At 59.0% G+C, this 14,664-nt stretch carries 15 protein-coding genes and 1 pseudogene; 11 read left to right on the forward strand and 5 right to left on the reverse strand.

The annotated features are described in order from the left end of the window. Window positions 1–68: 68 nt before the first annotated feature. Window positions 69–1,088 (forward strand): phytase, encoded by a 1,020-nt coding sequence (locus tag ABQ278_RS11520; protein WP_349319719.1) that lies wholly within the window; start codon window positions 69–71, stop codon window positions 1,086–1,088. Between the two features lie 40 nt (window positions 1,089–1,128). On the opposite strand, the gene proC is transcribed toward ABQ278_RS11520, so the two are convergent. The 3 genes from proC to ABQ278_RS11535 form a co-directional block, all read right to left on the reverse strand. Further along, the gene (proC, locus tag ABQ278_RS11525; RefSeq protein WP_349319720.1) at window positions 1,129–1,932 is read right to left on the reverse strand and encodes a pyrroline-5-carboxylate reductase; all 804 of its coding nucleotides are present in this window, start codon (window positions 1,930–1,932) and stop codon (window positions 1,129–1,131) included. Window positions 1,933–2,019: 87 nt separating this feature from the next. Further along, window positions 2,020–2,565, reverse strand: a complete 546-nt coding sequence (locus ABQ278_RS11530; protein ID WP_349319721.1) for a YbjN domain-containing protein — start codon at window positions 2,563–2,565, stop codon at window positions 2,020–2,022. A 40-nt stretch (window positions 2,566–2,605) separates the two neighbouring features. Further along, a complete protein-coding gene (locus ABQ278_RS11535) occupies window positions 2,606–2,869 on the reverse strand; it encodes an accessory factor UbiK family protein (RefSeq protein ID WP_349319722.1) in 264 nt (87 codons plus the stop codon). Between the two features lie 167 nt (window positions 2,870–3,036). On the opposite strand from ABQ278_RS11535, the gene lgt reads away from it, so the two are divergent. From lgt to ABQ278_RS11585, 10 genes and pseudogenes are all read left to right on the forward strand, one after another. Further along, a complete protein-coding gene (gene lgt, locus ABQ278_RS11540; protein ID WP_349322154.1) occupies window positions 3,037–3,921 on the forward strand; it encodes a prolipoprotein diacylglyceryl transferase in 885 nt (294 codons plus the stop codon). 4 nt (window positions 3,922–3,925) lie between these two features. After that, entirely contained in the window at window positions 3,926–4,858 is a 933-nt protein-coding gene (locus tag ABQ278_RS11545; protein WP_349319723.1) for an SAM-dependent methyltransferase, read from the forward strand. Window positions 4,859–5,171: 313 nt separating this feature from the next. Further along, window positions 5,172–5,849, forward strand: coding sequence for a polyphenol oxidase family protein (locus ABQ278_RS11550; RefSeq protein WP_349319724.1), 678 nt, complete (start codon window positions 5,172–5,174; stop codon window positions 5,847–5,849). Further along, window positions 5,800–5,952: a laccase domain-containing protein gene (locus tag ABQ278_RS11555; RefSeq protein ID WP_349319725.1), complete on the forward strand. Its 153-nt coding sequence runs from the start codon at window positions 5,800–5,802 to the stop codon at window positions 5,950–5,952. Before ABQ278_RS11550 ends, ABQ278_RS11555 begins: the two co-directional genes overlap by 50 nt. Before the next feature lie 241 nt (window positions 5,953–6,193). Continuing rightward, window positions 6,194–7,129, forward strand: coding sequence for a ribose-phosphate pyrophosphokinase (locus ABQ278_RS11560; protein WP_349319726.1), 936 nt, complete (start codon window positions 6,194–6,196; stop codon window positions 7,127–7,129). Window positions 7,130–7,604: 475 nt separating this feature from the next. After that, complete coding sequence (locus ABQ278_RS11565) at window positions 7,605–8,852, forward strand: hypothetical protein (protein ID WP_349319727.1); 1,248 nt, start codon at window positions 7,605–7,607, stop codon at window positions 8,850–8,852. A gap of 198 nt (window positions 8,853–9,050) precedes the next feature. Beyond that, the gene (locus ABQ278_RS11570; RefSeq protein WP_349319728.1) at window positions 9,051–9,644 is read left to right on the forward strand and encodes a 50S ribosomal protein L25/general stress protein Ctc; all 594 of its coding nucleotides are present in this window, start codon (window positions 9,051–9,053) and stop codon (window positions 9,642–9,644) included. A 135-nt stretch (window positions 9,645–9,779) separates the two neighbouring features. Further along, complete coding sequence (gene pth / locus ABQ278_RS11575; RefSeq protein ID WP_349319729.1) at window positions 9,780–10,412, forward strand: aminoacyl-tRNA hydrolase; 633 nt, start codon at window positions 9,780–9,782, stop codon at window positions 10,410–10,412. Between the two features lie 70 nt (window positions 10,413–10,482). Further along, window positions 10,483–11,596, forward strand: a pseudogene (ychF, locus tag ABQ278_RS11580) (redox-regulated ATPase YchF). A 222-nt stretch (window positions 11,597–11,818) separates the two neighbouring features. After that, on the forward strand, window positions 11,819–12,259 hold the full coding sequence (locus ABQ278_RS11585) for a hypothetical protein (protein WP_349319730.1): 441 nt from the start codon (window positions 11,819–11,821) through the stop codon (window positions 12,257–12,259). A gap of 243 nt (window positions 12,260–12,502) precedes the next feature. Here the strand turns inward: ABQ278_RS11585 and ABQ278_RS11590 are convergent, their stop codons facing one another. Then, the gene (locus ABQ278_RS11590) at window positions 12,503–13,357 is read right to left on the reverse strand and encodes a cytochrome c1 (protein WP_349319731.1); all 855 of its coding nucleotides are present in this window, start codon (window positions 13,355–13,357) and stop codon (window positions 12,503–12,505) included. A 17-nt stretch (window positions 13,358–13,374) separates the two neighbouring features. Continuing rightward, entirely contained in the window at window positions 13,375–14,664 is a 1,290-nt protein-coding gene (locus tag ABQ278_RS11595; RefSeq protein WP_349319732.1) for a cytochrome b N-terminal domain-containing protein, read from the reverse strand.

Below are 14,664 nucleotides of genomic sequence, written 5' to 3' on the forward strand. Positions count from 1 at the left end.
CAATGACAAGGCGCTTAGCGATTATAAGTGTGATCTGTTTGTCAGCCTGCGCACCTATACATCCAGAGTTGATTTCCGACTCCACGCTTGTTGATCACGGCACCGGATCTCCCGTAGTTGCCGCCATGGAAACCGAGGCCGTCGCCACCAAGGCGCTCGATAGCGCCGATGATCCGGAAATTTGGGTCGATGCGAAGGATGCCCGCCGCGCCCTGATCTACGCTACCGACAAGAAGGCCGGGCTTTATGTCTATGACCTGAAGGGCAAGCAGGTGCAGTTCCTGACCGTCGGGCCGATGAACAATGTCGATCTGCGCAGCGGTCTCAGCATCGCCGGTCTGCCGGAAACGGTTATCGCAGCGTCCGATCGCGTCAGGGGTGGCGCGGCTTTGTTCAAGCTCGATCCTGTGACTCTGCAAACCGCGCACTGGGGTTTCGTGGCCATGCCGACCAGTGAGGCCTATGGTTTCTGCGTCGGCGTCACCAAAGCCAACCAACTGACCTTCATTATGGTCGGCAAGACGGGCGACGTCACGCAATCGCTCATCACCACCGAGAACGGCCAGCCCAAGGCCACGGTGGTGCGTCAGTTCGCCACCGGAAGCCAGTCAGAAGGCTGTGTCGTCGATGATGTGACTGGTCGTCTCTATATCGCAGAGGAAAATACGGCCTTGTGGCAATACGGGCTCGATCCGGCCAGCGGTACTGCGCGCACCGCGGTCGAATCCTTGCCTTCACCGAAGCTTGTCGCCGATATCGAAGGTCTGACTCTGCTGCGTGATGGTGACAAAACCTACCTGATCGCCTCATCGCAGGGCGACTTTGCCTTTGCCGTCTGGCGCGTCGAAGGCGATGCGCCGGTCTATCAGGGCCGGTTTTCGGTCTATGCCGGCAAGGGTATCGACGCTGTGACCGGCACGGACGGCGTGGCGGCGCTGGGTGGCCAGGTCGGCCCTTATAGCAAGGGCGTTGTGGTAATGCAGGACGATTCGGACACCGATGGCGAGGCCCCCGCCACGGCGCGTGCACGTCAGAACTTCAAGTTGGTGGACTGGAACGAGATCGTAAAAGCGCTGAAGATAGAGTAAGATCCTACGGCGGGAAGGGGCACAGCCCCTTCACCCAAATCTAGCCCAGTTCCTTGGAACGCTTGTGGGCGGCGTCGACCGAAGCCAGCACCAGTTCGTCAAGCCCGTCCCCCGGTTTGCACAGGATATTGAGCGCGGCTTCCGTAGTGCCGCCAGGTGAAGCCACCTTCTTGATCAAAGCGTCCGGTTCCTCACCGGTTTCATCAAGCAGTCGCGCCGCCGAGATCAGCGTGCCGCGGGCCAGATCGCGGGCGTGGCTGGATGATAGACCGTTGGCCCGGCCGGCTTTTTCCAGCGCACGCACAAAAGCATAGACGTAGGCCGGACCGGAACCGGACACGGCGGTCGCCGAATTGATCTGGTCTTCATCGGCCAGTTCAACCGTCTGCGCCATGGGAGCGAACAGGCCGCGCGCCGCGTCCCAGGCCGGTCCACTATCAGCGTAAAGACTAGCCACGCCCTTGCCAGTCGCCACCCCCGTGGTCGGCATAACGCGCGCCACCGGATGACCGGCGAAGGCCTGCTTGAGCTGGCTGGTTGTCACACCGGCCATCACCGAAACAAAGGCGGCCTTCGGATCGATATTACCGGATAGAATTTGCGCCACGGCATACCAGCCCTGCGGCTTGACGGCGAGGATAATAGTCTTGGCCTCGTGCCAGGTTTCGGGCAGCGGATTGAGGCGCGCGCCATCGGCGGCATAGGCCTGCGCTTCGTCACCCGGCTTGAGATCGAGGATCATCACGTCGGCGGGCGTCACATGGCCCTGGACGCGGAAGCCCTTGAGGATCGACGAACCCAGCGCGCCGGCGCCCACAAGCAAGATCGGTTTGGCTAAGCTCATTTTTTATTCCTCAGACTGAATATGTCTGTCTAGTTAGCCTCTGTCAGAGCCTTGCACAAGCACCCGCAGGGCCTTTCGCGCGCGCTTTCAGGCCTCGCCCACCGTCTCGAACAGGCATGCTGCGAAGGCGTCCGCTGGCGTGATGACGCCCTTGAACCAGAAATCAAACGCCGGGAAGAAACGATCGACCGCCTCGGCGGCGCTGTTGATCATGTGGGCGCTGGCCACCACCGAAGCGCGCTCCAGCGGATTGAGCGCCACCGTATGGCGGAAGATGACATCGTAAGCGCCCGGCCCTTCGGCCACCTCCACATCGCGGAAGACCTCGAAATGGCCGAACCAGACGTGCGAATTGATCAGGCAGAGCAGTTCATAAAGCCCCGCCAGACGATCGGCTGACAAAGGCTTGCCGGCGCCGCTTTCGACATCGAGCGAGCAGCACAGTTGTAGGCACTCGCCTTCCGGCCGCCACGAAAACCACATTTCGTAGGTACGCCAGTCGCCGGTCAGGGCAAAGCCCAGATCGCCCTCAGGCGTCCGCTCAAATTCCAGCCCTTCCTCTGTCAGGATGGATTCCACCATATCGAGGGGATCGAAGGCGGCATCGCTGTCGAGGGTCTGTGGGGTATTCATGTAAACTCGTTCTATCTAAATTTTAGTCTTGCGGCCAAATTTAATCCTGCGGCACGTCTGTATCAGGCTTTACGCCCTTGCCTTTGGGCTTGATACTTAAGGCCGCCACGGCCGCACGCAGTTCGGCCACTTCGGCCTTCAGCGCATCCAGTTCATCGCGGCGGACCAGATCCATATCAGCCACAAAGCGATCGCCCTGGGCGCGGAACGCCGCCTTGGCTTCTTCGCCGGCGGCCTGGGCCAGCGACATGGCGCCGGTGGTCATCTTGGCGAGTTCGTCGAGGAAGGGGTTTTGGCTTTGCATGGTAAGGCACTCCGCGGATGATAAGATCGTCTTGTTATATAGGCGCTTATCTCATTTCCGACAAACTTTTCATGATTCTGGCGGCACTGCCTCTCTTTTGTGGCGACGAGTTACAGGGATATTGTTATCAGGTGGGAACCCAGAATGTGAGAACCTAAGCCATGCCCCTGAACCTGCCGGATATCGATCCCATCATCGTCCACCTCGGACCGGTGGCCATCCGCTGGTATGCCCTTGCCTATGTGGCGGGCATCGTCGCCGGCTGGCTTTACATCTCCTCATTGATCAAGAAAGAGGCGCTGTGGGCGCCGCGCGCCGCGCCGGTCGCGCCCTTGCAACTCGATGATCTGATCCTGTGGGTGACGCTGGGCGTCATCCTTGGTGGTCGCATCGGTTACGTGCTGGCCTATGACACAAGCATCATCTGGAAAGACCCGTTGCAGATCTTGCAAATCTGGCAGGGCGGCATGTCGTTCCACGGCGGCTTCACCGGTGTCGTGGTCGCCACCATCCTCTATTGCCGCGCGCAGAAGTTCGACCTGCCACGGATGCTCAATCTCGGCGACCTGCTGGCCTGCGCCGCGCCGATTGGCCTTTTTTTCGGTCGTATCGCCAACTTCATCAATGGCGAACTGTGGGGCCGCACCACGGACGTGCCGTGGGGCATCATTTTCTGTAACAAATATATCGAAAAGCAGTACGGCGGCGATTGCCCGGCCGGCCTCTATCCGCGCCATCCGAGCCAGCTTTATGAAGCGCTCGGCGAAGGCCTGCTGATGTTCATTCTGCTGTGGGTTCTGGCCAACCGCTTCGAGCAGTTCAAGCGTCCCGGCCTGATCATGGGCACCTTTATCACCGGCTATGGCCTCATCCGCATCATGCTCGAAAACTTGCGCAATCCCGATGCGCAGATGACCTCGTTCCAGATCATCACCATGGGTATGATCCTGTCGGTGCCGATGGTGTTGGCCGGCGGCTACCTGATCTGGAACGCCCTGCGCCAGACGCCGGTCGCGCCGGAGCCGGTCGAAACCGCCAAGCTGGACGATTAAGCCCTTGTCTCTCAAGGATCGCCTGATCGAACAGATAGCGCTGGAAGGCCCGATGCCGGTGGACGCCTATATGGCGCGCTGCCTGCTCGATCCGATCGATGGCTACTATATAAAGAATGTGGCGCTCGGCGCCGAGGGCGACTTCCTCACCGCGCCCTTGGTCTCGCAGATGTTCGGCGAGATGATCGGCGTCTGGGTGGCGCAGACCTGGCTTGGCATGGGATCGCCCGCCGCCTTCCGGCTGATCGAGATAGGTGGCGGCGACGGCACCCTGATGAGCGACATCCTGCGTGTGGTGGCGCGTGTGGCAGGCCTGACCGAGGCCGCGCGTGTCACTCTGGTCGAGCCTTCGGAACGCCTGCGCGCACGGCAATCCGAACAGGTGCCGTCGGCCGTCTTTGCCGCTACGCTCAATGCTGTGGCCGAGGATCTGCCCGTCGTCCTCATCGCCAATGAACTGCTTGATTGCCTGCCGGCGCGGCAATTTATTCGCTCCGATGACGGCTGGTTCGAGCGTCAGGTCGGCCTGCAGAATGGCCAACTGGCCTTCGGACTGGTGCCGGCGGGCGAGGATTTTGCCGCCCCCTATGATGCACCGATCGGTGAGATTGTCGAAATCTCACCGGCGCAGATGCGCTTTGCCGAAAATCTCGCCCTGCTGATCAAACGCGCTCGTGGCGCGGCCCTGCTGATCGATTATGGCCGCGACCGCCCGCAAACCGGCGATACCCTGCAAGCGCTTTATCGCCATCAGAAGCACGATCCGCTAGCCGCTCCCGGTGAACACGACCTGACCGTATGGGCCGATTTCCCGACCGTGGCTGCCACCGCGCACAAGGCAGGTGTGAACATCAGCCCGATCATACCCCAGGCGCTATTCCTGCAACGCCTCGGCATTGAGGCTCGCCATGCAGCCCTGACTTCAGAAAAATTCTGATCAGGCCGGTAAGCTTCAGCGCCAATATGACCGCCTGATGGCACCCGACCAGATGGGTACGTTGTTCAAGGTCCTGGGGCTGGCGTCCGAGGGCGTTAACCTCTTCGCGCTTGAAGCGGTGGACTCCGCCCTGTAGACTGGCAAGTAGACTGGGGACAAGGCGCAAAAAGAGCCCTTCCCCTCGTCTGCGGACACAAAACCGCCGCAGCCCTCCCCCTAGTCTGAAGAGCGGGGGCCCCAAAACACACATGACGGCGCTGGCGTCGCGGTATCATCCGCGATGACGACGCCCTTTACTGATACAGGTAACCCTATGTCCCTGCTGCCCTCGCGTATCCTCCATCCTCTCCTCGACCTGGCCCAGATTCAGCACGGTTTTTTCACCAGACAGGGTGGCGTATCGCAAGGCGTGTATGACAGCTTGAACCTGGGGCTCGGTTCCAAGGACGATCAGGACGCCGTGCTGGAAAACCGCAAGCGCGTCGCCGCCTCGTTCGGCCGTCCGGAAAACTATCTGCTCAGCCTGTATCAGGTCCATTCCAATATTGCGCTTAAGGTCAACGAACCGTTTCAGGGTGAACGTCCGGAAGCCGACGGTCTGGTGACCGCCCGCGCCGGCGTCATCCTGTCAGCGCTGTCCGCCGATTGCGCGCCGATCCTGTTCTGCGATCCGCAAAGCCGCGTGGTGGGTTCGTGTCATGCCGGCTGGAAAGGCGCGCTCGGCGGCATCATTGAATCGACGCTCAAGGCCATGACCCAGCAAGGCGCCAAGATCGAACGCATCCGCGCTGTCATCGGACCGTGCATCCAGCAGGCCTCCTATGAGGTAGGCGCTGATTATGAAAGCACCTTCCTGAAAGACGATTCCGAGTTCGAAGCCGTTCTTCATCGCCGGCAGCGAGATCGACAAGCGCCTGTTCGACCTGCCGGGCTATTGCCTGATGCGCGTCAAGCGCGCCGGCGTGACCGAAGCGGTTTCGACCGGTCATGATACCTGCGCCGACAGCGCGCAGTTCTTCTCAAACCGCCGCGCCGTCAAGACCGGCGAGCCCGACTATGGCCGCCTGATAAGCTGCATCATGATCCGGGCTTGATACCTCCGGTATCAAGCTTTTTTAGAGCTCAAACGCCGCATGGCTTGACGCGCAAACGTGCGCGGCGGGCGGTAGCCCCTGCCGAAGCCAATGATTTTACGTCATTGGCTCGGAATATTTTGCGTCCTGTCCCGGCTATTTTTAACGATTTACGACGTTTTGGCCTTGAACCGCGGCTTTCACCTGCTAAAAGCCGCGTCATATGACCAATCCCCCCAAAGCAGCTACGGGAAAACCCACCATGAAATTACTCTCCGCCAATTCCAACAGGACTCTGGCCCAGAACATCGGTGATTATCTCGATATGCCGCTGTGCAAGGCGCGCGTTCAGCGCTTCGCCGACAACGAAATTTTCGTCACCATCGATGAAAACGTGCGCGGTGAAGACGTCTTCATCATTCAGTCGACCAGCTTCCCGGCCAACGACAACCTGATGGAACTGCTGATCTGTATCGACGCCCTGACACGCGCCTCAGCCAAACGCATCACCGCCGTCATCCCCTATTTCGGTTATGCCCGTCAGGACCGCAAGACCGGCGGCCGCACCCCGATCTCGGCCAAGCTCGTCGCCAACCTGATCACCCGCGCCGGCGCTCACCGCGTCCTGACCATGGACCTGCACGCCGGCCAAATTCAGGGCTTTTTCGATATCCCGACCGATAATCTGGTCGCCATTCCCTTCATGGCCAAGGATATCCAGGCCAATTACCAGAACCCGAATGAACTGATGATCGTGTCGCCCGACGTCGGCGGCGTGGTGCGCGCCCGCGCCCTGGCCGACCGCCTCGGCGCTGATCTGGCCATCGTTGACAAGCGCCGCGCCCGCGCCGGCGAATCCGAAGTCATGAACATCATCGGTGACGTCACCGGCCGCGACTGTATCCTGTTCGATGATATTGTCGATTCTGGTGGCACCCTGGTCAATGCCGCCAAGGCGCTGGTCGAGCGCGGCGCCAATCAGGTGTCGGCCTATATCAGCCACGGCGTCCTGTCGGGCCCGGCCATGGAGCGGGTCGAAAACTCGGTCCTCAAGGAACTGGTGATCACCGACTCCATCGAGGCTTCCGATATCGTCCTGAAGCATCCGAAAATCCGCATCGTCGGCGTAGCGCCGCTGATCGGCGAAGCGATCCGCCGCATCGCCAACGAAGAATTTGTATCAAAGCTGTTTGATTAAGCGTCGGATCGCTTTTGAAACTTTTTTGGCCCCGCATCGCCAATGAAGAACCTGTTTCCAAGCTGTTTGATTAAGCTTCGGATCGCTTTTGAAACTCCTTTGGCCGCCGCATCGCAACGAAGAGTCCGTCTCGAAGCTGTTCTACTAAACACGGCAGAACACAAACCGGTTAACAAGACTTAACCACATTGAGCGAATTGTCATCAAAAGTTTTTGATGACGTGTCAAGCGGAATTGCGCCTACAGGTAAGCGTACAAGCCCTTGATAAACCAACAAAAGAACCACAGATATCGAGACTGTGATGACATGCAAAGGGTGAAACCGCCATAATTTCGGCGCTTTTGCTCTTGAACACTGCGCCATACGGTTTAAGCCTTCTGAGGGGCTTGTGGCCTTTTCGCCTAAAAACAGAAAATCACCATCCGCATACCGCCTGACGGTTGCGGGCACCTTGGAATTAAGGGGACATTACGTATGAAATTGGCAGTCACCAAGGGCTTTTACAGCAGCCTGATAGCCCTTAGCCTTGCTGCTACCCTGGTCAGTTGCGCCACCGACGCGCCACCGCCGGCACCACCTGCCCCGCCGCCGGCCCCTGCTGGTCCGCCGGTAGCCCTCGCCACCGCCATCTCCGACGCCGCCGCTGTTTATAGCGACTATATAGAGAAGGTCTCGGTCATGAAGGGTGAGTTCGCCGATGGCGCCGCCATTCAGGCCCAGCTCGTCGCCGCCGAATTGTATGAGCCCAACCAACTGGCGCACGGCGCTGTGGCCTATGCCGCCATCGTAGCCATGCAGGAACCGGCTTTCCGCTCTTCCTTGCGCGGTTACGCCACCAATGACGCCACCCGCGCCGACCTCGTCTCGCGCCTGCTGGCCAACCCCGCCTATGTCAGCGTCCTGCCGGGTGCGGATATCGCCGCCCGCAGGGTTGTTCTGGCCCTCAGCAGCGATGGCCAGTCGGTCTATAAGGCCGGCGCCGCGGTCAAGCAGACCGCCTACGATATCCAGAAACAGAAGTGGTCGCGCGAATTTGTGGTGGAGCGTGAAGCGCGCCTCGCCGCTGCCAAGACCAATTCAGTGACGCTGGCGAGCGTGGAATTGGACGACAGCGCCAAGCTGCTGGCGGCCGCCCTCAGCGGCTCAGGTCTCGTCACCCGCGCCACGACCGGCCAAACGACCGGCACCGCGCCGGCAGCGGGCGGCGACGGCGTTACCTTCACACCCACCAGCGCCGCGACTCCGGCCACGCCTGTCGCCACCGACGCCAGCTCGATCGCCGCCGCGCCGACCGTCTTTGATCGTCCGGACCTGTTCAACCAGCCCTACACTCAGGCTGTCAATCGGGCCCTGACCATCGCCGCCCTGGCCATTCTCGGTGAAGGCGGGGAAAGCCGCTCGGCAACCCTAGTCAGCCTGCTCGATGATGGTGATGGCCAGCGCTGCCTGAGCATGAGCAAGCTCAACCTCTATCAATGCCTGGCCGTGGCCAAGCCGCATTATGAAGATGTCTTCTGCCTCGGCCAGCACGTTCTGATGGATACCGGTCAGTGCCTCGGCAAGATGTCGAGCAATGCCCTGAGCTTCGATCCGATCAAGCGCGTCGGCTTCAAGGCGGATGGCACCTCGGCCTACGCCGATCCTAAGCCCTACATCAAGCCGGCCCCGCCAGCGAAAAAGAAGGCGCCTGCCAAGAAGAAGGCCGCCGCCAAGAAGAAGTAAGCCGCTTAAACGGTGATTTTAGACGTAAAGGACGCAATTTCTCAGGCTTGAGTGGTTGCGTCCTTTTTCATTGTCGTGTATCACCCGCCCTCTTCTAGCCTGATCCCAGAAAGTTTTTGGCCAGATCGAGGCTTAGGAATATCATTTCCCGCCGTGCCCGGAATGGATGCGCGGCCATTTTGTTTGAGGAAGAGGCTCATGGCCGATATCATTTTGGACGTTGAAGTTCGTGAAACCGCCGGTTCGGGTGGCGCACGCGCTGTTCGTAATGCCGGCAAGCTGCCTGGCATTCTCTATGGTGGTGAACTGGCCCCTGTGCCGATCTCCGTCAACCTGAACGCCTTCCGCAAGGCGCTCTCGACCGGCAAGCTCAACGGTCACCTGGTGACCCTGAAGTACGGCTCCGAGACCCAGAAGGTCATAGCCAAGTCTATCGACTTCCACCCGGTCACCGATGTGCCGCTGCACTTCGACCTGTACCGGGTTGATGAACACGCCCAGATCAAGATCTCGGTTCCGGTTCACTTCAAGAACCACGAACTGTCACCGGGCCTCAAGAAGGGCGCCGCGCTCAATGTGTCGATCCACGAACTCGAAATCCTCGTGCCGGCCGACCACATTCCGGAAGACATCATTGTCGACCTGACCGGCCTCGAAATCGGCGACAGCGTCCACGTCTCGGACCTGAAGCTGCCTTCGGACGTCAAGGCGCACGTTGCCGCTACGGACGTTGTCGCTTCGATCACCGCCTCGGGCGCTTCGAAGAGCGAAGAAGCCGAAACCGAAGCCTAATGGGTTTGGGACCGATGGCCCCAAGTCTTATCCTTTTCAATAAAAAAGCCTCGCCTTTTTGGCGGGGCTTTTTTATTGACGAGTAGAAGGTTTAAGGGGCCACAGGCCCCAAATCCAGAAGTTTAGGAGCCGCCCGTGTATCTGATCGTTGGCCTTGGCAATCCCGGTGCGCAATACGCAAAGAACCGCCACAATATCGGCTTCATGATGATCGATGAACTCATCCGCGGGCCTTTCTTCGGCCCGGAGAAGAAAAACTTCGACGGCATCACCTCCGAAGGCCAGATCGAGACCGCCAAGGGGCTGGAAAAGGTGCTGGCACTCAAGCCCCAGACCTACATGAACCTCTCAGGACAAAGCGTGCAAAAGGCCATGCAGTTCTACAAGATCAAGCCTGAGCGCGTCATGGTTTTCCATGATGAACTGGATCTCGCGCCCGGCCGCTTGCGCATGAAACTGGGCGGTGGTCATGCCGGTCATAATGGCCTGCGCTCTATCATGGCCAATGTGGGACCAAACTTCATGCGCGGCCGCATGGGCATTGGTCATCCCGGCGCCAAGGAGGACGTTCTGCCGTGGGTGCTGGGGGATTTCGCCAAGGCGGACCAGGGCTGGCTCAATGCCCTGAATGACGCTTGCGTGCGCGCCCTGCCCATGCTGCTGGCAGGCACACCTGACGCCGCCGAGCGCTATCAGAACGAAGTCATGCGCCTTGCCCCCGCCCCCAAGCTGGATACGCGGCAATTGAACGCGCCGAAAGGGGAATAAATCTGGCCCCACGGGCCAAAATGCTTTAGGAAGCGGCCAATCCCTTTCCTTGCCGAGATTTTGAAATTCCATGGCCCTTAAAGTCGCTATCGTCGGTCTGCCCAATGTCGGCAAGTCCACCCTGTTCAATGCCCTGACCCAGACCGCCTCGGCGCAAGCCGCCAACTATCCGTTCTGCACCATCGAGCCCAATACCGGCGATGTAGCTGTGCCGGAACCGCGCCTGGAAGTTCTGGCAGGGATTGTCGGCTCAAAGGAAATCATCCCGGCCCGCATCAACTTCGTTGACATCGCCGGTCTGGTGCGCGGCGCCTCAAAAGGTGAAGGCCTCGGCAACCAGTTCCTCGCCAATATCCGCGACTGCGACGCCATCGCCTTTGTGGCACGCTGCTTCGTTGATACCGACATCACCCACGTCGAGGGCCGCATCGATCCGCTGTCCGATCTCGAAATCATCGAAACCGAGTTGATGCTGGCCGATCTCGAATCGCTGGAAAAGCGCCTGCCGAACCTGGAAAAGCGCGCCAAGACCGGCGGCGACAAGGAAGCTGGCGTCACCGTCTCGCTGATCCATGCCGCGCTTGAAGAACTGCGCGCCGGCAAGCCCGCGCGTCTGGCCTTTGAAAAAGGCAAGATCGCCAAGGAAGACGCCAAGGCCTGGGAAATGCTGCAACTGCTGACCTCCAAGCCGGCGCTCTACGTCTGTAACGTCGAGGAAGGTGCCGCCGACAAGGGCAATGCACTGTCCGACGCCGTCGCCACACGCGCCAAGGCCGATCACGCCAACTCGGTCGTCATCTCGGCACAGATCGAATTCGGAAATCGCCCTGCTTGATCCGGAAGAGCGCAAGGAGTTTCTGGAAACGCTCGGTCTTGAAGAGCCCGGCCTCAACCGCCTGATCCGCGAGGCCTACAAGCTGCTTGGCTTGGCCTCTTACTTCACGGTCGGCCCCAAGGAAGCCCGCGCCTGGACGATCCACGTCGGTGACACGGCACCACAAGCCGCCGGTGTCATCCATACCGATTTCGAGAAGGGTTTTATCCGCGCGGAGACCATGGCCTACGAAGATTTCGTCAAGTTCAATGGCGAAGCTGGCTGCAAAGAAAACGGCAAGTTTCGTCAGGAAGGCAAGGAATATCTCGTAAAGGATGGTGACGTACTGAACTTCCGGTTTAACGTGTAAGGCAGGTGGACGCCTAAATGCTCAAGCGTTGTAGAAAACGTTGGTTTGTATTCGGGCTTCTAACCCTCGCGAATTTCGGTCTCGCTTTTCTCCTGCTTGCCTTTCCATGGCTGTGCGTAAACGCGCCGCTATTCTGGCGTATTATCAGCCCATTGGCTGGCATGCTTCTTTTTTTAATCGTTGCGACAAGCTTAAAGTCTTTCCAGACCACGACTTCTATTTGTGTGCGCCGATGGTCTGGGAGTCCGGTATAACAGATCCCCTCTAAAGCTTGTCGCCTGGGATAATGTCGAGAAAATCAGCGAACAATATCCAAGTTTTAGCGTGACCACCTTGTGTTTTCGCCTGAAAGCCTATTCCCCGTGGCTAAGGCAATTTACCGATATTGAATTGCGTCACAGATTAGCTGCCGGGGCTATTTTACACGGCCTGTTTGGCTGGCTGCACATGAGCAGATATCTGGATGGTAATGAGACGGTAGCACGTGAAATCGCCGCTATGCCGGCCGAAAGTCTGCAACGAAAGCTGGCGGTTCGCCTATTCAATTTTCGCAAGGAACAGGGTGCAGATATAATATTTCCTGCGATACTGTGTGTCAAAGCGGATCTTATTCGAATAGAAGCCTCTTATGTAGTATGGCTGAACGGACAGTCGGACGTTTAACCTATTCCCCGGGCCGGACTATGCAGGGCACCTGCGCCGTACGCTTCGCTACAAGGGAGGATATATAAAAAGCCCGCTGGATGATCTCCTGCGGGCTTTATTGTTCTTTGTGTCTCAGACGGAATCGCCCGCTGTGACGTGGCGAAAATGACTGGCTTTCGAGAAACGGAGCGGAGCATACTCAAGTACGTGAGTACCGTATCGCAGAAAGACGGCCATTTGCAGCCCGTCACAGTAGGGCTATCAGTGTTTACCGCGCCAGACCTGACGATAGGCCGCATAAGTCAGTCCCGCCAAGACAAGTAGGAAAGCGATGACCGCAAAGCCCATCTGCTTGCGCTCGGTGGCGTGCGGATCGGACGCCCACTCCAGGAAGGCCGCAACGTCCGCAGCCTCCTGCTTGAGCGTGGCCTTGGTGCCATCGTCATAGGTCACCTTGTCGTCAGCCAGAGGGGGCGGCATGGCGAGTACGCCGCCCTGCGGCACATGGTGCAGATCGCCCGTCCATTGCGTGGCCAGCGAACCAGGCATGTAGGGGTTATAGTGCTGCGTGTCACCGATCTTGAGGCCAGAGGGGGCATCCTGATAACCCGCCAGCAGAGAGGCGACATAGTTGGCGCCGCCGGCGCGGGCCTTGGTGATGACCGAGAGATCGGGCGGCACTGCGCCACTGTTAGACGCCTTGGCCGCTTCTTCGTTGCGGAAGGGTGACGGGAAGCGATCAGATGTGGTGGCCTTGCGCTGGATATCGTCACCGGTATCCGGATCAATATCGGTGACCTCGAATTCCGAAGCGATTTGTTTAACGATCGGGTTGTCGTTCGGGTTCTTGTATTTCGGATCGTAGAAGGGCCCGCCCTTCTGACCGAGGTTGCGGAACGACATCAGGTGCATGCCGTGACAGGCGGAACAGACTTCACGGTAGACCTTGTAGCCGCGCTGCAACTGGGCCTGATCGAAGGTGCCGAAGGGACCTTCAAAGGAGAAGCCATGGTCTTCGGGCTCTTTAGCGCCGCCGGAGTTGGCCAGAGCTTGCGTCCCAACCGTCAGGGTGAAGGCGACCGTCAGACCCGCCACAATCTTAAGGGTTTTCGTCATGAAAGCAGACATGTGACTTAGCCCTCTTTTTTATTGTGTGAGGCCAGCACGGCTTCGGAGATCGAAGCCGGCACGGGCAGCGGATCTTCCTTCAGGCCAATCCATGGCATGATGAGCAGGAAGAAGGCGAAGTAGTAGAACGCCAGGATCTGCGACAGCAGCACGACGGACAAACCGATCGGGTTTCCGTGCTTGTCGTTGGTGAGCGAGAACACCATGTCGGTCGGCAATTGCCCGCCGCACCAGCCAAGGCCAATACAGGTGAGGACGAAGAGCACGAAGAACCAGCGCATCACCGGACGATAGCGCATCGACTTGACCTTGGAGGTATCGAGCCAAGGCAAGACGAAGATGACCGCGATGGCGGCAAACATCAAAAGCACGCCGATCAGCTTATCCGGCACCGCACGAAGGATGGCGTAGAACGGCAGCATGTACCACTCCGGCACGATATGCGCCGGCGTTTGCAACGGGTTGGCCTTCACATAGTTGTCGGCGTGGCCCATGGCGTCGGGCGCGTAGAAGACGAAGATCGAGAAGACGATGAGGAAGAAGATCATCGCCAGACCATCCTTGACGGTGGCGTAAGGCGTGAAGGGCAGCGTGTCTTCCTTTGACTTAATCTCGACGCCGGTCGGGTTGTTCTGACCGGTGACGTGCAGCGCCCAGACGTGCAGAACGACAACGCCGGCGATGACGAACGGCAATAAGTAGTGCAGCGAGAAGAAGCGGTTCAGCGTCGGATTATCGACCGCGAAGCCGCCTTGCAGCCAGGTCAGGATCGACGGACCAACAATCGGGATAGCCCCGATCAGGTTGGTAATGACGACCGCACCGTAATAGGACATCTGGCCCCAGGGCAGGACGTACCCCATAAAGGCTGTGGCGATCATCAGGAAGTAGATGATGCAGCCCAGCAGCCACAACACTTCGCGCGGCGCCTTGTAGGAACCGTAATAGAGCCCGCGGAACATGTGGATGTAGACGGCGAAGAAGAACATCGACGCGCCGTTGGCGTGGACATAACGGATCAGCCAGCCATAGTTGACGTCGCGCATGATGCGTTCGACCGAGTCAAAGGCCAGGTCAGCATTGGCGGTATAGTGCATCGCCAAAATAATGCCGGTGATAATCTGAACACCGAGGCAGAGCGACAGGATGCCACCAAAGGTCCACCAGTAGTTCAGGTTCTTCGGCGTCGGGTAATCGATGAAGCTGTCATAGGCCAGGCGCACGATTGGCAGGCGCGAATCCAGCCATTTTTCGATGCCGGTTGCCGGCGTGTAGGTCGAGGGATGATCGCTCAT

The organism is Asticcacaulis sp. MM231 (assembly GCF_964186625.1).
GTDB lineage: Bacteria > Pseudomonadota > Alphaproteobacteria > Caulobacterales > Caulobacteraceae > Asticcacaulis.

Bases quoted from the DNA above. Each gene is read 5' to 3' on its own strand.
- ABQ278_RS11535 (WP_349319722.1), bottom strand. From the start codon at position 2,869: ATGCAAAGCCAAAACCCCTTCCTCGACGAACTCGCCAAGATGACCACC.
- ABQ278_RS11560 (WP_349319726.1), top strand. From the start codon at position 6,194: ATGAAATTACTCTCCGCCAATTCCAACAGGACTCTGGCCCAGAACATC.
- ABQ278_RS11530 (WP_349319721.1), bottom strand. From the start codon at position 2,565: ATGAATACCCCACAGACCCTCGACAGCGATGCCGCCTTCGATCCCCTC.
- ABQ278_RS11555 (WP_349319725.1), top strand. From the start codon at position 5,800: ATGCGCGTCAAGCGCGCCGGCGTGACCGAAGCGGTTTCGACCGGTCAT.
- ABQ278_RS11550 (WP_349319724.1), top strand. From the start codon at position 5,172: ATGTCCCTGCTGCCCTCGCGTATCCTCCATCCTCTCCTCGACCTGGCC.
- ABQ278_RS11570 (WP_349319728.1), top strand. From the start codon at position 9,051: ATGGCCGATATCATTTTGGACGTTGAAGTTCGTGAAACCGCCGGTTCG.
- ABQ278_RS11590 (WP_349319731.1), bottom strand. From the start codon at position 13,357: ATGACGAAAACCCTTAAGATTGTGGCGGGTCTGACGGTCGCCTTCACC.
- ABQ278_RS11595 (WP_349319732.1), bottom strand. From the start codon at position 14,664: ATGAGCGATCATCCCTCGACCTACACGCCGGCAACCGGCATCGAAAAA.
- proC (WP_349319720.1), bottom strand. From the start codon at position 1,932: ATGAGCTTAGCCAAACCGATCTTGCTTGTGGGCGCCGGCGCGCTGGGT.
- ABQ278_RS11565 (WP_349319727.1), top strand. From the start codon at position 7,605: ATGAAATTGGCAGTCACCAAGGGCTTTTACAGCAGCCTGATAGCCCTT.